13 protein-coding genes are annotated in these 19,920 nt (G+C 56.1%); 7 read left to right on the top strand and 6 right to left on the bottom strand.

Translation table 11 applies throughout. The features are described from left to right. Window positions 1-251: 251 nt before the first annotated feature. The 6 genes from PZA18_RS11705 to PZA18_RS11680 all read right to left on the bottom strand — a co-directional run bounded on the left by PZA18_RS11705 (window position 252) and on the right by PZA18_RS11680 (window position 9,680). Window positions 252-863, bottom strand: a complete 612-nt coding sequence (locus PZA18_RS11705) for an ANTAR domain-containing response regulator (RefSeq protein ID WP_284101025.1) — start codon at window positions 861-863, stop codon at window positions 252-254. Window positions 864-987: 124 nt separating this feature from the next. Then, window positions 988-5,880, bottom strand: a complete 4,893-nt coding sequence (locus PZA18_RS11700; RefSeq protein WP_284101024.1) for a PAS domain-containing hybrid sensor histidine kinase/response regulator — start codon at window positions 5,878-5,880, stop codon at window positions 988-990. A 10-nt stretch (window positions 5,881-5,890) separates the two neighbouring features. Next, complete coding sequence (locus tag PZA18_RS11695; RefSeq protein ID WP_284101023.1) at window positions 5,891-7,450, bottom strand: response regulator; 1,560 nt, start codon at window positions 7,448-7,450, stop codon at window positions 5,891-5,893. Between the two features lie 370 nt (window positions 7,451-7,820). After that, on the bottom strand, window positions 7,821-8,300 hold the full coding sequence (locus PZA18_RS11690) for a DUF4410 domain-containing protein (RefSeq protein ID WP_284101022.1): 480 nt from the start codon (window positions 8,298-8,300) through the stop codon (window positions 7,821-7,823). 212 nt (window positions 8,301-8,512) lie between these two features. Next, the gene (locus tag PZA18_RS11685) at window positions 8,513-9,121 is read right to left on the bottom strand and encodes a DUF2238 domain-containing protein (RefSeq protein ID WP_284101021.1); all 609 of its coding nucleotides are present in this window, start codon (window positions 9,119-9,121) and stop codon (window positions 8,513-8,515) included. 157 nt (window positions 9,122-9,278) lie between these two features. Continuing rightward, entirely contained in the window at window positions 9,279-9,680 is a 402-nt protein-coding gene (locus PZA18_RS11680) for a protein-tyrosine phosphatase family protein (protein ID WP_284101020.1), read from the bottom strand. A 400-nt stretch (window positions 9,681-10,080) separates the two neighbouring features. Between PZA18_RS11680 and PZA18_RS11675 the strand changes: the two genes are divergently transcribed. From PZA18_RS11675 to PZA18_RS11640, 7 genes are all read left to right on the top strand, one after another. Beyond that, window positions 10,081-11,073 (top strand): extracellular solute-binding protein, encoded by a 993-nt coding sequence (locus PZA18_RS11675; RefSeq protein WP_284101019.1) that lies wholly within the window; start codon window positions 10,081-10,083, stop codon window positions 11,071-11,073. 264 nt (window positions 11,074-11,337) lie between these two features. Then, window positions 11,338-12,984 carry an ABC transporter permease gene (locus PZA18_RS11670; protein ID WP_284101018.1) on the top strand — a complete coding sequence of 549 codons (1,647 nt, stop codon included), beginning with the start codon at window positions 11,338-11,340 and terminating at the stop codon, window positions 12,982-12,984. Between the two features lie 20 nt (window positions 12,985-13,004). Further along, on the top strand, window positions 13,005-14,063 hold the full coding sequence (locus PZA18_RS11665; RefSeq protein WP_284101017.1) for an ABC transporter ATP-binding protein: 1,059 nt from the start codon (window positions 13,005-13,007) through the stop codon (window positions 14,061-14,063). Continuing rightward, a complete protein-coding gene (locus PZA18_RS11655; protein ID WP_308447370.1) occupies window positions 14,060-14,455 on the top strand; it encodes a phage integrase N-terminal SAM-like domain-containing protein in 396 nt (131 codons plus the stop codon). Before PZA18_RS11665 ends, PZA18_RS11655 begins: the two co-directional genes overlap by 4 nt. A gap of 100 nt (window positions 14,456-14,555) precedes the next feature. Continuing rightward, window positions 14,556-16,553, top strand: coding sequence for an outer membrane protein assembly factor BamB family protein (locus PZA18_RS11650; protein ID WP_284101015.1), 1,998 nt, complete (start codon window positions 14,556-14,558; stop codon window positions 16,551-16,553). 175 nt (window positions 16,554-16,728) lie between these two features. Beyond that, window positions 16,729-16,968, top strand: a complete 240-nt coding sequence (locus PZA18_RS11645) for a tyrosine-type recombinase/integrase (RefSeq protein ID WP_284101014.1) — start codon at window positions 16,729-16,731, stop codon at window positions 16,966-16,968. A 117-nt stretch (window positions 16,969-17,085) separates the two neighbouring features. Next, on the top strand, window positions 17,086-18,981 hold the full coding sequence (locus tag PZA18_RS11640) for an outer membrane protein assembly factor BamB family protein (RefSeq protein WP_284101013.1): 1,896 nt from the start codon (window positions 17,086-17,088) through the stop codon (window positions 18,979-18,981). The last annotated feature ends 939 nt before the right edge of the window (window positions 18,982-19,920 follow it).

Below are 19,920 nucleotides of genomic sequence, written 5' to 3'. Positions count from 1 at the left end.
GGGTTTCGCCGGATTTGGGCCTGCTGCCGCGTAAAAAATCGCTTGCTTAGCCCACTAAGCGGCGCGCTTTTCGCCTTGCATCAGGCCCAAATCCGACGAAACGCGATCCGGAAATAAAATGTCAACAGAGCCTAGATTCCCCCCGAAACATCGTGAAAATTGCGTTCGAGCCTTCCTTCCGGCTCGCTGCACCGCACCAAAGCTGCGCAGGGCTGCACTGGAATGGCGCCCTGCAGGGGGCTTTGCAGGCATCACTCCGCCGGCGGCCCGACTTCAGGTCCGCCCGGCTTGCCCAGCCAGCCGGCCACCTCCACCATTTCACGCGCTACATCACCAATCCGGCGCTGGGCCTGCATGGCCCGCTCGCGCAGCAGGCGATAGGCAGCGTCTTCATCAAGGCCGCGCAGCTGCATCAACAAGCCTTTGGCTTTATCTACCCATTGCCGGTCTGCCAGCCGTTGACGTGCCGTAGCCAGCTCCTGCTGTCGTTCCCGCTCCAGAGCGAAGCGCTCTATCGCCACCCATAGCAGGGTTTCCATTCGATCATGCGGCACCTCGCCCACGACATACGCCGCGACACCTGCCGCAAGAGCCTGCCGGATGGTGTCGCGGCGACCATCTGCGGTCAGCATCACCACCGGTCGCTCACTGGCACGACTGGCAATGCAGATTGACTCCAACGTATCGCGGGCCGGCGCATCGTTGTCGATCAGCACCACGTCCGGCGCCAGTTGCTGCACCTGCGCCGCCAGCGCCGGACTGGGGCCCAGCTGTGCCAGCAGCGTGATCCCACACCCGGCGAGCGCTTCTGCCAGTAACGCAGTCCGGCCCGAGCCATCGCAGATCAGCACGACTTTGAGCATGATTCCCTCCTGTTTTCCGCACCACAGCAAAAGCCATGCCAAGACTCTATTGATCCATTTTTGCGAAGCGCGTTTTTTAGGAAGGCAGCCTGAAACAAGGCACCGGGGCATGGCCCAGCCGGGCTTATTGGATCGTCTCGGCCAACAGGGTCAGCGCAGCGCTGAAGTCATAACCTTGCAGGGCACGTTCAAGCTGAAGGGTGAAGGTGGTGCCGCAGCGCGCCAATAGACTGAGCCGCAACAGGGCGAACTGATCCAGGGCTTCGCTATCAGAGTCGCGCAACAGGCTACGCAGGCGGTTCAGGGCTATCGCGTAGTCGCTATCATCCAGCAGTGGGCCGTCAGGCGCCGCCAGCGCCTGCAAGGTAGGCTGCAAGACTTGCTGCAGCTCGGCAAATGCGCTGTCAAACCGCGTCAGGCTGGCAACGAGCGCCGTGGCATCTCGGTCACGCAAAGCCATTTCGAGCAGCCTGGCGGCAGCATGCAGCCTTTCGGCGCCAATATTGCCCGCCACGCCTTTGCTGCGATGCACCAGCTGGATGGCATGACCAATGCTGCCCGCCGCCAAGGCCGCATCAATTTGCGAACGGGTGTCGGCATGGGTCTGCACAAAGCGCTGCAACAGGCGCTCATACAGCGGACGATTTCCTGCCACCCGCGCCAGCCCGGCCTCCTGGTCCAGAACAAGCGCTGACTGGCTATCGGAGGAGAGGACTGCCGAGGCGACCGGGGCAACAGTGGTATCGGCAGGCGGTGCAGACCGTCCTGTCAACCGGGCCAGCGTGGCAAAAAGCTGTTTCGGGTCGATAGGCTTGGTCAGATGCGCCTGCATGCCTTCGGCCCGGCACCGCTCTGCCTCTTCCGACTGGGCATGTGCCGTCATGGCCACGATGGGCAGACGATCAAAACGCCGCTCGGCCCGGATCGCCCGTGTTGCCTCATGCCCATCCATCACCGGCATTTGCAGATCCATCAGGACCAGATCGAACGCATCATCGGCCTCGGCCTGCAGACGGGCCACTGCCGCCGCACCGTCCGCCACGACCTCAACCTGCACGCCCGCCGATGTCAGCAGCTCGCAGCCAATCTGCTGATTGATCGGATGATCTTCGACCAGCAAGACCCGCAGTCCCTGCAATAGCGGACCGGCAGGCGCATGCCCCGTCAGCGGTATCGGCTGGTTACCGAACTGGTGCAGCAAACAATCATGCAGCGATGAGGGTGTCAGCGGCTTGGGCAGCAGGGCTTGCACGCCGGCCTCCCGCGCCCGCTCCTCCATATCCGCACCAGCGTAAGCCGTCACCATGATGAGGTAGGGGGACTGTCCTCCCGCTTCCGCCCGGATCGCTCTGGCCGTGTCGATGCCATCCAGCTCCGGCATCTGCCAGTCCAGAAAAATCAGGCCGTAAGGGGACTGGCTGGCCCCCCGTATCGCGGTCAGCGCAGCCAGGCCGCTGTCGGCGCAATCCACCCGCAATTTGTAGGGTGCCAGGGCATCGGCCAGCACTTCCCGCGCCAGCGGGTTGTCATCGACCACCAGTGCGCGCATGCCGACCAGTCCAGGCGGCACCAGACAGGCAGCCGCTTCCGCGTCGGCCTGCCACGGCAGCGTCAGGCAGAACTGAAAACAACTTCCCTGCCCCGGCTGACTTTGCAGGGTCAGCTTGCTGTCCATCAAGGCCAGCAGGCGCCGGCAGATCGACAGACCAAGACCCGTACCCCCATAGCGACGGGTGGTCGAGCCGTCGGCCTGGGTAAATGGTTTGAACAGTCGGCTCGCCTCTTCATCGCTGATGCCGATGCCGGTATCGCGAACCGAAAACTGCAGGTTCAGTTGGCTGGCGGTTTGCCCCAGCACCACGCAAGCCACTTCCACCTCACCGCTGGCGGTGAATTTAACGGCGTTATTGGCCAGATTGATCAAGACCTGCCCCAGACGCAGCGGATCTCCCAGCAGCTTGCCCGGCAGGTTGCGTGGCGAGCGGATCAGGAACTCCAGCCCTTTGTCGACGGCGGTATGGCCGGTCACTGTCGCCACATTCGAGAAAACCTCGTTCAGATCAAACGGAATGCATTCGATGTCGAGCCGACCGGCCTCGATCTTCGAGAAATCGAGGATGTCGTTAAGGATGCCAAGCAAGGACAGGCCCGCTTCATGAATCTTCTGCACGTAATCGCGCTGCTTGGGTGCCAGCTCGGTTTCGAGCGCCAGATGGGCCAGGCCGATGATGGCATTCATTGGCGTACGGATCTCATGACTCATATTGGCCAGGAACATCGACTTGGCCTGGGTTGCCGACTCTGCCTCGAGCTTGGCCAGCTCCAGCTCCTGCGTGGTGCGTTTGATCTCGGTGATGTCCTGCCAGTAGCCGTTGTAGAGCAGACTGCCATCGGGCAGCGTCACCGGCTGCGACTCGCCGCGCATCCAGCGGATGCTGCCGTCGGCCGCCGTGATCCGGCACTCCTGCAACCAGGGGCTGGCGTTCTGAATCGCCTGCTGGATCGACGCCTGCACCGCCGGCAAGTCTTCCGGCACGATCAAGGCAAACACCCGGTCGGCATCCTCGACCACTTGCGCCGGCTCCAGGCCAATCTGCCGCCAATAGGCGTTGGCAAACGGAAAGGCCGGCATGCCACGCATCAGCTTGAACTGGTAGACCGCCAGCGGCAGGTTGTCGGTCAGCTGCCGCAAGCGCGATTCCGCCTCGCTGATCCGCCGCTCGGCCAATTGCAGATTGCTCACATCCACCATCACTCCAACCAGCGCCCCCACCTGGCCATCCGGTTGGCGCAGCGCCTGCAGCGCATACAGCACGGCGTGCTGCTTGCCGTCGGCAAAGCGCAGCTGGATTTCGCGGCGGATCACCAGATCAGGCTGCGCCAGAATCTTCTCGTCATCACCATCGAGCAGGCGCGCCAGCTCTTCGGCCATCAAGTTCAGTTCGGCAAACTGACAACCAGCCAGCTGACCTTTGCGCAGACCGAAACTGGTTTCAAAAGCGGTATTACAACGGGTCAGGGTGCGATCAAGCCCCTTGACGAACACCGGATTCGGCAAGGCGTCGATCAGCTGGGTCTGAAACTCCAGCTGGTTGGCCAGCTGTTGCTCGAACGTCTTGACGGCCGTGACGTCCTGCCAATAGCCGTTCCATACCGTCACCCCGTCCGCCCCGGCTTTAGGCATCGCCTCGATCCGCTGCCAGCCCGGCTTGCTGGCGAGCGTGATCGGCAAGTCGATCTGCAGGGACTGCCCGGAAGCCATCGCCCGTTCGAAAGCCTGCTGCAACAGGCGGCGCTGGTCCGGCGGCAGGCCCTGCAGTAATAGTGCCGGCTGCCGTTGCAGCTGCTCCGGCATGTATCCGAGCAGTGCCGCCACCTGCCGACTGATGAAATTAATGCGCTGCAGCTCACCGGCAGCGGTTTCAAGCTGGAACACCACGCAAGGCAAGGCATCGCTCATATCCCGCAATTGCTGATGCGCTGCCCCGGCGTCGTCAATCGCCCTTTGCATGGACACTCGTTGTGCAGTGCGCACCGAGACATCACGAATGAATGCGGTCGCCAGCCAGGCTCCCTCCTGCTGATAAACCGCCAGCGACAGCTCAACCGGCACGCTGCCCCGCCCTCCGGCCCGCACCACCATTTCGATAGCCCGTCCGGCGGGGGTCGGGTGCTGCAGATCGGCCGGATTGAGGGTGGGCAGCAATTGCGCAACCGGGCTCCCGCGCAATGTCCCTGCACCCACTCCCAGCAGCCGCTCGGCCGCCGGGTTGGTAAACGCCACCCGACCCGTCGAGTCGATCCCCAGAATGGCATCGGGGGCCTGTTCAAGAATGGTCCGCCACTTGGCCTCGTTCTCACTCAGCCGACTTTGCGCCGCCAGTGCTGGGCCAATCAGCCGCCGATCGAGCAACCACAGCACCAGCACCGTCAGCAGGCAGGCCATCAACCAGCCGACCAGCCGCAGCTTGTCTGCCGACCAGAGCAGCCCCGCCAACTCCGCATCGCTCACATAACCAACCAAGGTCCAGCCAATGCCGGGCAGTGCCTGGCTGGTGTAGTAGTAGCCGCTACGGCGCGCGATCTGACCGGCAGAATCGCGCCAACCCGCCGCCACAGCCGGTGGCAGGGCTTCGGAAGCGGGTTGCGCCATCAAGCGCAGAAAATCCGCATGCGACGTCGTCGCCACCGAACCATCTTCAGTCAGCAGTGCATAGCCGCCAAAATCAGCCGTATCGCGGCGCAGGCCCTCGAACAGTGCTTCGACGGCCAGATCGCTGGCGATAACCGCCACAGTCTGGTTCTGATACTGGATCGCCACCCGGCCCGTGGTTACCCAGCCGGCACTTCGCAGGTCACGACGCGGCTTGCTCCAGGCAATGCCCTCGCGATCTGCCGTACGCGTGCCAAGCCGTCTTGAAAACGCCTCGATCTGATCGACATAGGGTCGCATCGGGTATTGCAGGCTCATCGCCTCAGCCATGGCAAACGGGTGTGCCGCCGCCAGCGAACGATCGGTAGCCAGCAGGTAAGTAGCCGTGAGATGACGATCCACCTGGTGACTGGCTGCCACCCACTCAAACCACCCCGGCAGCAGCTGCAGCAGATCCTGGCGCATTTCAGTGGCAGTCCGGGGATCAAATGTGGTGATTGCCGCCGCTGCGGGTGGCGCCTCGGCCTGACGCCGTGCCAGCAACAGACTGCCATTGCGGCCCGGCTGAATATCAAGCCGTAACGGCACGGCCACTGCATCCCCTGCCAACCGGTCTTCGGTCCAGCTTTTCAGGCGGGTCAGATGATTATTGGCATTGAGAATGGCTGCAGCCACTTTGTCAGCATGCTTGCGGAACTCCCGCTCCAGCGCCTCGATCTGCGCTGCTTGCTGCAAACGATGTTCCTGCCAGAAATAGACGGCCAGTGACCCCAGCCAGATCAAGGCAACCAACGAGAGCGCCAGGCGCTGCATGGCAACGCCGGATGGGTGTGCCCGAATTTTCGTGCCAGTCACGCCAACCATGCCAGCCTCATCATGACTGGGCCGGCAAGCTCACCAGCAGACGGGTGCCGCCAGCCGGGTCCGCCAGCAACTCCACCCCTCCCCCCATCGCCAACGCAAACAACCGGGCGGCATACGCGCCCAACCCCAGGGCCCCCGGCTTGCCATGGCTGGCATACTTTTCAAACAGCTGCGACCGCATCGCATCAGGCAAACCCTGAGCATTACGGATCTCCACCAACACCTGTGTCGCCTGCCGTGACAGCACCAGCTTTACGTCTTCGCCATCGGCACTGGCTTCAATGGCATTGCGCAGCAAATTACCAAACAGGGCCAGACACAATCCCCGCTCCGCCCCCACCCGGAAATCTGCCGCATCGACACCTTTCGGCAACTCCAGCCGGATCGGCACCTGGCGGCCACTGACCGCCAGCACATCGCCCACCACATCGTTCAGCAAGTCTGGCAGCGACACGGCTCGCACATCGAGCTTGAACCGGCCGGTTTCCAGCTTGAACAGATCCATCGACTGACTGACCCGATCCAGGCCCAGGCGGGCGGCTCGCACAATCGCCTGGGCCGACTGCTGCTGCCAGGATTGCAGATCCGGCGCCCCCAGCAGCATCTCGCCATGCTGCAAAATCGCTGCCAGCGGGCTTTTCAGGTCATACGCCGTAATCCGCTCCACATCGTCACGCAGTGCAGCACTCTCGACCAGCGCGCGGTTGCGGCGCTCCAGATCGGCAAAGGCATTCCGCAATTTAAGATGGGTACGCAAACGCGCCCTCAGCACGACCGGATTGACTGGCTTGGTCACATAATCGACCGCCCCCAGCTCCAGTCCAGCGGCCACATCATCCCCGGCATCCCGTGCCGACAAAAAGATCACCGGAATATCCCGCGTGGTCGGATCGGCCTTGAGTTGCCGGCACACCTCGAAGCCGTCCATATCCGGCATCATCACATCCAGCAAAATGAGATCTGGCGGCGTGGTCGAGCGGGCAATCTCCAGCGCCCTGGCGCCGCTCACCGCTACCTTGATCGTGTACTCAGCCTTCAGCAGGCCGGTCATCACCTCGATATTGGTCGGCACATCATCGACAATCAGCACGCTCGATGCCTTCATCCGTGACAGGGCGGCCATCGACTCCATCTCGCCGATCACTCTGGGCGAGGCCACCGGCACCGCCGGACAAGGCGCCACCACCGGGGCATCCGCCCCCAGCAGGCGGCGCACCCGCTCTTTCAGGTTGTTGGCGGTGAAAGGCTTGATCAGATAGTCACTGGCACCCGCCTCGAAAGCCAGCCGAATGGTTTCCCGCGAAGTTTCTGCCGCCACCAGCATGAAAGGCAGGTGCAGATACCGTGGCTCCCCCCGCACCCAGCGCAACAACTCCAGCCCCGACATTCCGGGCATATTCCAGTCCGAGATCACCGCATGAATGCCCCCAGCCCGCAGCTGCTGCATGGCGGCATCGGCGCAATCAGCCTCCTGCGTAAGGCCGTAGCCCATCTCGCGCAACACCGACACGATCGCCTGCCGCATCGGCGCCTGATCATCGACCACCAGAATCGGTAACTGAATTGCCATAGTCCCCCCCCTACCCACCCGGAGCCGCTTCCGCCCTCGTTATCACGCCGCCCCGCATGTAATCGCCGTCATCCGGTCGAATCTGCGTGCCTATAGCAGTCTAGGAAATTCATGGCTGATTGGCGGTAATGCAAGAAATTTCTCGGCAATGACTGTCATCAGCGCATGCTACCGCGTCAGCGCAAAAAACCAGTCAACGCAACTGTCGTTGCAGATGAGGAATGAAGAGCGGAGGAGAGAGTGCGTAACAAGAAGGGGGTGGCCATTGCGAAAATGGGCTGAAAACTCAGCCCATTTCACTCCAAGGCCCTGCAAACAGACCAAAGGAAACGCTTCGCAAGACAGGCTATATACGACGCCTTAAAGAACTTTATTTCTTGGCGCCAACGAGGGTATCAACGATTTTGTCGGCGTGTTCTTCAATCATGCTCTTCGAAGTTCCCCAGGCCGTCGGATTTTTTGATTCGATTTGAAATTCAGACAGCACAGCGCCGGATGCCTTGTTCTTCACCTTGATGGTGCTTTGTATATTGTCCGTTCCGGCCATAATGCCGAGCAGTGCGCGTGCAGCGCCATGACGCATCCGATAGTTCGTAACCTGGATTTCCAGCTCGCGGGCACTTGCATCTGCCGTAGTGGCCAACAAGCTATTCGCGGTAAGTTTTTCGGTTAGCCGTGCATTGAGGATGCCACGCGCCTCCTCTCCAAGATCTGCCGGTGCCGATACCGTGAAGGCAACCTTCTCACCCTCCGAAAGCCGGTACTCAGATCGAACAACGGCGGCAGTTCCGGCACATCCGCCCAGCACAATGGAGACTGCACAGGCAAGAACAGTGATGGCCTTTTTCATTCATAACTCCAGATCTTCAAAATTGGATATGTGGCCGGGCAGTATAAATGCTTGGCAGGGCATTGAAAAATGTTTTCACTCGCCATCAAATCTGTTAAAAAACCCTGACTGGATAACATATTTGCAGGCAAATAAACCATCTCGCCCAGCTTTAGTGCAATATGCCGCAACAAGCATCGATTACATAAATCCCCATCACTCAAAGCCACCTCTCAACGATTTGCTAGAGAATATTTAGCCCACATCAAACTTCCAATTGTTGCCATTAGCATATCCTTGTGTGCATCCCACATATCGCCTTGCTGCCCATTGTAGGCTTCGGCATTGCTGGGCGAGAGCACCATTGCAATCAACCACTCAAACCATTCGTACCATAAACTGGTAATCATAATCAGTGACACCGCCAGTAAAAATGCTGCTCTTTTGGCGCAGCCCAATTGATTTGTTACGTGCGAGAGGATTGCCGGCGTAAAGCAAAATCCATACAAAAAATGCACAAGGCGATCGAAATTATTTCGCTCCCACCCCAGACTTTTCTTGAATGAGAATCCCAAGGCACTTTGCAACCATTGATCATAGGGGGTATTTGAATAAAGCCAGCGCGCGGCAATTGAGTGTACACAGAGAAAAATCATAATCAAAAAGAAATCGAAATCGGAAATCTTGTGACGCTTTACATAAAACCCTAAAAGAAAAAAGGCAACAATTGTGAGTGAGCTATGCAAAGCTTGCTCAAGCGGCCATATCGGCTGAATCCAGCTGATTACAAACACCACCAACATCAACAGAATAGAAATTCTTTTAGAAGGGACGAAATGCATATTTTCTTTTATTTAAAAACAAGACACTCAATAGAGTCTGGAGAAAACCCCTGCGGCATCAAGCTGCCAAGTTTGAAGTACTGAAACAATCGATAGAGGCCGGGGTAAACCGGCAGGATACTACACCGATTGTCCGCGTCCGATGCCACCCCGCTTGTCAGCGCAGCTGCTGCCGCTGCGAGCGTTTGGGCCTAGCCAGCGGGCGCACGGCCTGAATCTGCTCAAGACCTTGGCCTGGCGTTGCGGTCAGGCCAGATCTGGCAAGCAGCAGCGCCAACAGAATGGCGCTACGGCCATGACCCTGCGCACAATGAATCAGGACTTTCTGCTCTCTGGTCAGCGTGAGGTCGGCAGGAATCTCACTGAGGGCTACGCCGTCAAGATTGGGGAAACACAAGTAGCGCTGCGGGGCGCCCGCGCCAGATGCCGGAAATTCACAGGTCAGATCAATGATCAGATCAAACTCCCGTGCAAGGGCTCGATCAGGATAGCAACCGATGCTGATATGGGTACCCGGTATTTCGTTGCAGGCCTTTTCGGAGGTAAGCGCACGCTGCACGCGAAAACCTATCCAGGTCACAAGAAGCCAGGGCAGGCCCGTTAACAGAAGACACATACTGAACCCGCCATGGCGTTGCTTCCCCATGACCCATCCCGGGCGACCGCAACCATAGGCCAACGCCATTTGGCTGCTACTCAGCGCCGGCCACAACCATAACCAGCGCGCCATACTGGCTCCACCTCCCAGCTGCCAGCCGCACCCGATGACCAGAGCAATAAAGAAAAAGGTGAACTTCAACCTGTCACCCGGAAACCCACCTTTTGCCATGACTTGCCCCCAAAAAAGTGCTTGGCCTGCTCACCCAGGGCGAGTCAGACGATAGTGAGAAGGATTCCTATTCCTGTACAATTGCACAACATCTTTCACCGCCTGTCTTTTTACAAACGGAGTTGTTGCAATGAAATCATCCCTGCTGCTTGGTGCGCTGAGTCTGGCGCTGGTTGGTTCGGCTACCGCTGAAGAAGTCACTGTGTATTCAGCCCGAATCGAATCGCTGGTCAAGCCCTTGTTTGATGCATACACCAAGGAAACCGGCGTGCAGGTGAAGTTCGTGACCGACAACGAAGGCGCGCTGATGCAACGAATCAAGGCCGAAGGTGCCAATACCCCAGCCGACATTCTGCTGACAGTAGATGCCGGCAATCTGTGGCAGGCCACCCAGATGGGTCTGCTCAAGCCTGTGCAGTCAGCCGCACTGAGCGCCAATATCCCTGCCCATCTGCGCGATCCGGATGGCAACTGGTTTGGCTTGTCGGTTCGTGCTCGCACGGTGTTTTTCAACACCAAGCGGGTCAAGCCAACCGACCTTTCCACCTACGAAGATCTGGCCGACCCCAAGTGGAAAGGCCGTCTCTGCCTGCGTAGTGCCAAGAAGGTTTACAACCAGTCGCTGGTTGGCACCCTGATCAGTCGCCTTGGCGAGGCGAAAACCGAGCAGGTTGTGAAGGGCTGGGTAGCCAATCTGGCAGCCGATCCTTTCTCGGATGACACCAAGCTGCTGGAAGCGATCGACGCCGGCCAATGCGATGTCGGCATTGCCAACACTTACTACTACGGCCGCCTGCTGGATAAGAACCCCAAGCTCAAGGTGTCGTTGTTCTGGCCGAATCAAACGACTTCAGGCGTACACGTTAATATTTCTGGCGCTGGCGTAACCAAGCACGCCAAGAACGAGAAAGGCGCCATCAAGCTGCTGGAGTGGATGTCCAGCGAGAAGGCCCAGAACCTGCTGGCCGACGTCAATATGGAGTACCCGGCCAACCCCAAGGTGAAGCCCGATCCCTATGTGGCTTCCTGGGGCAGCTTCAAGCACGATTACATCAATGTGAAGGTCGCCGGCGAGCAACAAGCGAATGCCGTCAAACTCATGGATCGGGCAGGCTATAAATAAGCCATCACTGGCCTGTTTTTTTGCGGCATAGGCGAGACGGCATCAATACATGGCCAACTCCGGATAAGCCCTTGCAATATTTTGCGATCAGTGCGCGGGCACCAAGGCGTCATCCATCCAGATGCGTCAAGGTTCCGCGCACTGCCCGACCTCAATGGCAACGGCCCCTCCTTCAGAGAACAGCTTTTTGATGTCCGCTCAGCCATTGGCTGACCTACGTCCCCGCCTTACGCGGGGTTTGTCGTTTTGAGAGCCCGACCCTTCATGACGCTTTCACTCACCGCCCAAGCCCAGGCATCCCCCCCCAGACGCTGGAATCTGCAACCCGGCATAGCCTGGCTGATTGCCGCCATCACGCTGGTGCCGCTGCTGGTGGTGCTTGCCAGCTTGGCCGACCCTCAGACCGATATCTGGGCGCATCTGGCCGACTATGTCCTGCCACAATTGTTGATCAACACCGCCTGGCTGGCTGGTGGCGTGGCAATCGGCACTTTGCTGCTGGGGGTGTCGTTAGCCTGGTTAACCGCCGTCTATGACTTCCCGGGTCGCCGGCACTTTGCCTGGCTACTTGCCCTGCCATTGGCCATGCCGGCCTACGTGCTGGCCAGCGTGCAGATCGGCCTGTATGACTTCACCGGGCCATTGCAAACCTTGTTGCGCGAATGGTTTGACAACAGCCGCTGGTTTCCGCCCATCCGTTCGCGCGGCGGGGTGATCTTGACAATGACCCTGGCGCTCTACCCCTACGTCTACCTGCTGGCGCGCAATGCCTTTCTGACTCAGGGCCGGCGCGCACTGGAAGCCGCAGCCGTGCTGGGGTTGAGCCGGCGTCAGGGCTTCTGGCGCGTCGCCATGCCAATGGCACGCCCGTGGCTGGTGGGCGGTGTCTCATTGGTATTAATGGAAACCCTCGCCGATTTCGGCACCGTCGCCACCTTCAACTACGACACGTTCACCACCGCCATTTACAAGGCCTGGTTCGCCCTGTTCAACCTGAAAGCTGCCTCGCAGCTGGCTTCCTTACTGGTGATGGCGGTTCTGGCGCTCGCCCTGTTCGAGCAGAAGGCCCGTGGCAACAAACGCTACCATGGCGCAGGCCGTAGCGGCCCCGCCCAGCCAATCCGTCTGCAGGGGCTCAGGGCGGTGGCCGCCACTGCCGCTTGCCTGCTGATTCTGGCACTGGCTTTCTTCATTCCGTGCGGGCAACTATTGAAGTGGGCTGCCACCGTCATCAAAACCGATTTCGATAGCCGGTATATCAGCTTCATCTGGCACTCAGTTTTACTGGCTGGCGGTGCGGCCATGCTGGTTGTCACACTCGGCCTGCTACTGGCCTATGCCGTGCGCGGTCGTGACGGCCACTCCGCAAGGCTGGCAGCACGTCTGGCGACACTTGGCTATGCCATACCGGGCAGCGTGCTGGCTGTCGGTGTCTTCATCCCGACCGCCGCACTGGATAACCAGCTGATCGCAGCATTGCAGGCCCTTGGCTGGCAGACGCCCCCGCAGATACTCAAAGGTACGCTTGTCGTCATGTTGTTGGCCTATGCAGCCCGTTTTCTGGCCGTCGCGTTCGAACCCACCCAGGCCGCCATGCAACGCATTACGCCCAATCAGGAAGCCGCTGCAGCGTCCCTGGGCCTGGGCCGGCGAGAGATGCTGTGGCGGTTGCACCTACCACTGCTGCGCGGCGGGCTGTTCACAGCAGCACTCATGGTGTTTGTGGATGTCATGAAAGAGATGCCCATCACCTTGATGACCCGCCCCTTTGGCTGGAACACCCTGTCTGTCCGCGTATTCGAAATGACCTCCGAAGGCCAGTGGGAACAAGCCGCCCTGCCAGCACTCGCCATCGTGGTGGTCGGCCTCATCCCCGTGGCACTATTGGCACGCCAGACTGAAAACCGCTGACCTTTTCCTTGCACGCACTCATGCCCAACACCCTGCTCACCCTCGATCAGATCAACGTCAACTTTGGCCCGAAACGGGTACTGGAAGGGCTCAGTTTCAGCCTGCAGGCCGGTGAAATCGGCTGCCTGCTGGGTGCCTCCGGCTGTGGCAAGACAACAGCCTTGCGCGCCATTGCCGGTTTCGAACCGGTTGCCGCCGGCCGGGTCATCCTCGATGGTCAACAAGTTGCCAGTTCCGGTCAGGAATGGACACCACAGCAACGCGGAATCGGCATGGTGTTTCAGGATTACGCCCTATTCCCCCACCTCAACGTCACCGACAACATCCGCTTCGGGCTTAGTCGTCTCGACAAAGTCGAGCAAAAACGACGCGTCGAAGAGCTGCTGGAAGTCGTTCAGCTGACCGAGGTCGCCAACGCTTATCCCCATGCCCTGTCGGGTGGCCAGCAGCAACGGGTAGCCCTGGCACGAGCACTCGCCCCAGCCCCCCGACTGCTCCTGCTCGACGAACCTTTTTCCAATCTCGACGTCGAGCTACGCGAGCGACTTAATCAGGAAGTCCGCGACATCCTGAAGAGTCGCGACATTACTGCGTTGCTGGTCACCCACGACCAGCACGAAGCCTTCTCGCTGGCCGACAAGGTAGGCGTCATGCACGCCGGCCGGCTGCTGCAGTGGGACACGCCTTACAAGCTCTACCACGAGCCAGCAGAACGCTTCGTCGCCGACTTCATCGGCGAAGGCGTCTTTCTGCCGGCAGTCGTCACGGCGGCTGGCGATATTGAGTTCAATGCCGACCCACAGCTCGGGCATCGGCCATGCTGGCCGGTCTGCCAGGCTCGCCCCGGCCAAGCCGTGCAGGTGCTGCTACGCCCCGACGACATCCTGCATGACGACACCAGCCCTATGCAGGCACGCGTGGTCAAGAAAGCCTTTCGTGGCGCCCAGTTCCTGTACACCCTCTCCCTCCCCAGCGGCCAGACCGTGCTGAGCCTGGTTCCCAGCCACCACGATCACGCCATTGGCGAGGCGATCGGCATCCGGCTCGAAATCGACCATGTCATTGCCTTCGGCGTCTGAACCCGACGCAACCACCACGGTCAGGCAAATTCGGTACGCGCCACCCAACGGTCAAACGCAATAGCGAAGGCTGCAGCCCGCGCACCATCGCGGCCTATTCCGACATCCTGGCCCGCTTCCGGTCTTTCCTGGGGGATCGAGATCCCTGCGCGGTAACCGAAGATGATCTGGTTCTGTTTACCGGGGTGCATCTGAACAAGCATCACAAGCTGCACGCCCGCTCGCGCATTCCCTATATCAGCTGTATCCGTGGCTTTTATGCCTGGCTGCACAAGACCCAGCATATGGCCATCAATCCGGCCAGCCGGCTGGCGTATCCGAAGGCAGGCAAGCCACTGCCGGATGTGATGTCGCTGGCCAATGCCGAGCGCCTTCAGAACGCCAGCGAGTGATTTGCTGGCGAGGATGTGGGGGGGAAATAAGCTGACTGAGTAAGTCTCAGTGCTTGTTTCGAATGAGGCGTTGTGAAAAAGTACTTTTGCAGTCAGTCAATTGACCGAAATACAATCTAGCCCTTTTTTCCCCCTTATTCGCTGCATCATGTCTTTTACACCGTTGCTTAAATCAGCTGGCACCTTGATGCTGACACTGGTTCCATCTTTGGTATTGGCGCAGGACTGGCCAACACTCTATGGAAATGAAAATCATACGGGATACGTACCCGTTTCCTTTACGGATGCGGAACCAAAGTTAATTTGGGAAAGAACCGATTTTCCCGACATTACTTCCCCTTCGCCCGTCATTGCGGAAAACAAGATTTATTTTTCTGCCTACGATAGGGCTCTGAGCCGAGGTATGCTTTATGCAGTCAATCTAAAAGATGGCAGCATAGCCTGGAAGAGTGAGATTAATTTTTATGGGATGTATGGGCTGGGCGAAAACAAGCTCCTACTTTCTTATGTAGATGGCAAGCTGTTTCTAACGGGCAACGGAATTACAGCCTATAACGCCACTGATGGCTCGATGATTTATTCAAGGCCATCGTGGCATTTAAATAACAATCATTTTAGTAGGCCCACATTCAGGGATGGCATGGTATATTCCATTTCCATCGATCTTTCAAGAGATCCCTCCAGCAATTCAAAGTTCAAACATACCCTGCATGCCAATGATATTGAAAATGGTAATGAAGTTTGGAATACAGCACTGCCTGAGATACCATTTAATTATTACCCTGAGATAGTCATCAAGGGAAATGAGCTGTACGCTTTTTTTGCGGGAAAACTGAATGCAATTGATACTCACTCGGGTGAAGCATTGTATCAAGTGCCGTTTGTTGGGCAATATTTGTTACCGCCATTTCTGATTGGGGACTCTGGGAATATATTCGCTCTTGATGGTAATGGCGGCGTATCCTTTAGCCCAAAAGAAAAGTCCATTAATTGGACAAAAGGGGGGAAATACAATTACCTGGCTTCTGGAAATGGTGCGGTTTATATGCGCCATCTAACTAGATCTGAGCACGAGCCTGGAGGAAATTTTATCGATGAGGGGTTTGATGTATTTGATGAAAAGACTGGCGCCATTTTATATGGTTCGGAAGTAAGAAACTGCAGTTATAGTTTATATAATTCGGAACTTGTTTCCAGCATGGTAATTACTGATTCAACATTGTTATTTTCTTGCCGAAATGGAATCCATGGTTTTAAATTGGGTGAAAACGGCAATTTGATGCGGGCAGACCCATTGTGGACACTACCAGGAAAAATAGATTCAGAAGCCGATTATTTTGGTGCCATGGCCATTAGTGATGATTACCTGGTGGTTTTTAATCGTGGTGGTGCCCGAACGAGTGAGGACAAGGAAAGAAAACATAAAGCCATTAGTACTTATAAGTTTGAGAAATTGGTCGAGCGTGCGGACCCTATTGAATTTGCTGCGGCATTCAATATCAAACCTGGTGAGTGGGGTACGTCGAAGCCAATAACCGTTTCGGGTGTCAATAACCCGGTTTCTGTCAAAGTTGTTGGTGGCGAATATTCGATTAATGAGGGGGCCTTTACCAACGAAACCGGATTAGCCAAAAGCGGCGACAAGATTCGTGTTCGTGCCCAAGCGTCTTTCCTGGCGGGCGATAAAGTAAAAGCAACGTTGTCGCTGAATGACGTAGCCGGTACTTTTGAGGTTCAGGCCGCAGACGAATCAATCGTGCCGATCTCAGCGACAGCCGAAGGTTCGTTAAAGAGCAAGACAATCGACGTTAAGCTCAATATTGGGCAGGAGTTTGTGGGTAAGGGTGGTGCCATCTATGTGCTGCTGTCTCATAACGGCGCCCTCTACGCTTATACCCAGAAGGGATGGGTTCAAGCATCCATGAGCAACATTCCTCAGTATTACCGCGGGACTTTGAACAACACCTTAATTCGAGCCACTTCCGGCCTGGACATTTCGTCGATCAAGGGGGCAAATCTCTATGTCGGCTATGGTAAGCACCTAGAAGAAATGCTGTCCGCCAAGCGCTACAAGCTGGTGTACACCGTGCAGGACTAAGCAGCTGTCCTTGCCAGGGCAACGCTCTGGCAACCCGCTCTTTCACCACGCCAATGCTGTCGTTGAGGTTAAACGCGGCATTGGCGTTTTACTTGGATGGGGTGTACTGCCTGTTTGCGGGTAAGTTCATACAAATTTTATTGCATAGACTAATTCCCTGCCTTCACCCCCATCAATGGTGGGATTACTGACTCACCCGCATGCGCTGCGCCATCTATTCGGTACGGAACTCACGGAATCGGACACGCCAGAGGGGCTAACCAGTGCGCTGATGGGCCACAGCTCAGCCCAATCCACCCGGATTTACACCCAGCTGGCGATGAAGAAGAAGGCCAGCACACTGGATCAAGCCAACCCGCTGGCGAAGACCCGGACGCCAGCGAGTGATTTGCTGGCGAGGATGGGGGGGAAATGAGCTGACTGAGTAAGTCTCAGTGCTTGTTTCGAATGAGACGTTGTGAAAAAGTACTTTTGCAGTCAGTCAATTGACTGAAATACAATCTAGCCCCTTTTGATCTGATTCCATCGCACCATGTCTTTCACACCACTATTCAAATCGCTTGGCACGCTGATGCTGACTTTGGCTTCGTCTTTGGTCTTGGCGCAGGATTGGCAGACATATCAAGGAAATACAAGATACTCAGACTATGTACCAGTCTCTTATACAGATACCAAACCAAAATTAATTTGGGAAATTTCTGGCCGATCAGATATTTTGGGGCCCTCTCCCGTTATTGCACAAGAAAAAGTGTTTTTTATTTCTTATGATAAAGATGCGCATCGCTATAAAATTAATGCAATTAATTTGTCCGATGGAAAGATGAGTTGGACATCCCCCCTTGATTTGGAAGATGAATCTTTACCGAAAGACAATAAATTTTCACTTTCCTTTGTGGATGGGAAATTATATTTGACAGGCAATGGAGTGTCGGTTTATGACGCCAATAATGGCGACAAAATTTACTCTAGAACAGCCAAAGATCTGAATGGAAATACTTTTTCTCGATCCATAATCAAGCATGGAATGATATTTTCCATGGCGCAGGATGTGCCCAATGGGCGTAATATTTTATACGCCAACAATGCCTCTAATGGGGACGAGGTATGGAGTGCGGTCTTGCCCCAGTCTCAGCCTGAAATAGCCATAAAAGATGATGAGTTATACATTTATTTCAACGGAAATTTGAATGCATATAGTATATACACAGGCGAAATTCTGTATCAAATTCCGCATAAAGGGAATAGTGTTTTTTCTCCACTTTTATTTGGGCAGCAAGGCAATCTTTTGGCGCTTATTGATGGAACGGCGGTTTCTTTTAATTTAAAAACCAGATCTGTTGATTGGACCTTTGCAGGGAACTATTTCCAGATGATTTCCGGGAAAGGGGTGGTGTATCTACGCGAGTCAGTCTATTTCCCAGATGCCGAGAACCTTAATTTTCACAATTTAGTTGGACTAGAGGAACGTTCGGCTCGAGTAATTAGCTATATGCAGATTGGCGGTTGCAATTATGATAGTTACTCGAAAAGTGAATTAGGGTTTGCCTTTACGGATTCAACGCTTTTTTTCCCTTGCTTGGCTGGTATGTATGGTTTTAAACTAAATAAAAACGGCGCCTTGGCGACGCGGGATATCTTGTGGAAGATTCCTGAAACGTATCATCCGAGTATTAATATCATAAATTCAACTGCTATTAGTGATGATTATTTGGTGGCCTTTAATGGTGGTCAATATGCAAGATCGGGGGTATATAACACCATTACGGCATTTAGGTTTGAAAAAGAGTTTGAGCGCGTAAATCCTTTTGAATTTCTTCCGGCATTCAACGTCAAGAGTGGGGAGTGGGGTACTTCTAAATCAATAACTGTTACGGGCATCAGCAAACCCACGCCTGTTTCAGTGGTCGGCGGCGAATATTCGATTAACGATAGTGCATTTACCAACGAACCTGGCCTAGTAAATAGAGGCGACAAGGTTCGCGTTCGTGCCCGGGCTTCTTTACTCGCTGGCGATAAATCAATAGCTACTTTGTCATTCAATGATGCAACAGGTACTTTCGAGGTTTATACGACAGACGACTTTACTGTGCCGATATCTGCGGCAGCGGTGGGTTCTTTAAAGAGTAAGACAATCGATGTGAAGCTCAATATTGGGGAAGACTTTGCAGGGAAAGGTGGGGCTATCTACGTGCTGTTGTCTCATAACGGTGCACTCTACGCTTATACCCAGAAGGGATGGGCCCCTGTATCAATAGATGAGGTGCCTCATTACTACTGGGGAGTTTTGGATACCACGTCGATTCGCCTCACTTCCAGCCTGGATATTTCGTCGATCAAAGGAGCAAATCTCTTTGTTGGCTACGGTAAGCATCTGGATGAAATGCTGTCCGCCAAGCGCTACAAGTTGGTGTACACCGTGCAGGACTAAGCGGTCGTTGCCAGAACCACTCCCTGGCAACCCGCTCTTTCACCACGCCAATGCTGTCGTTGAGGTTTAACGCGGCATTGGCGTTTTGCATTAATGGGGGCTGCCGTGTGCTGCCTGTTTGCAGGTAAGTTCGTACAAATCCAATTGTACGGACTAACTCCCTGCCGTCACCCCGCATCAATGCTAGGTTTATGGGCGCGCGTACAAATCTGGTCAATAACAGGCAAAAACAGAAAACACCACTTGTACGTATTTGGCGAGAGGGTTCTGGTTGAGCTGCGAGGTCTACGCAGAAGGCGCAGTTGGTTTACCGTGCTTATTGGTGTTCAAGGGGGTTTTGATGAGTCGTTCACGCAGTTCGCAAGAAGGTGTCGTCACAAGAACGTTCAGGTATTAAATATTTGACAATGACATCCGAATCCATAGCTGTGCCAGCGTATCGTCGCCATGACATATCCGAAGCAACCTAGCTCCTACTGGAGCCGCCTCTTCCGGGACGACGAGGAGATTGGGTTGAGGCAGACAAATGCAACACATTGTTTATACATGACATTTTATGGATTTTGCAGACAGGTGCACCATGAAGGAATCCTCCTCCCGATCTGGGCGACTAAAAAAACACCCATCGACGCTTTTACCAATGGCACAACAAGGGCGTCCGGGAAAACTGCATGAACGGTTTGATCTCTGCCCCGGACTTTGAGTGGCTGAAGATTGATGCTTCCCATGTCAAAGCTCACCCCGACGCTGCCGGGGCATGTGGCGGCAATCAGGCAATGGGTGTGACAAAGGGGGGCTCAATAGCTACTAGCTACAACTGGCCGTCGATGCACAAGAACCCCCTAAATTTTGGCGTAAACGAGGCGTAATTCTGGCGTAGAAGGCGTCGAAAAGGGGGTGTAAAGGCGGGGGAATGGCAGGAGGACAGGCAACAAAAAA

The sequence above is a fragment of the Parachitinimonas caeni genome (assembly GCF_030129945.1).
Taxonomy (GTDB): Bacteria; Pseudomonadota; Gammaproteobacteria; order Burkholderiales; family Chitinimonadaceae; genus Parachitinimonas; species Parachitinimonas caeni.
Note: the sequence above shows the minus strand (reverse complement) of the source record. Positions and strands in the feature narration are given on the sequence as shown.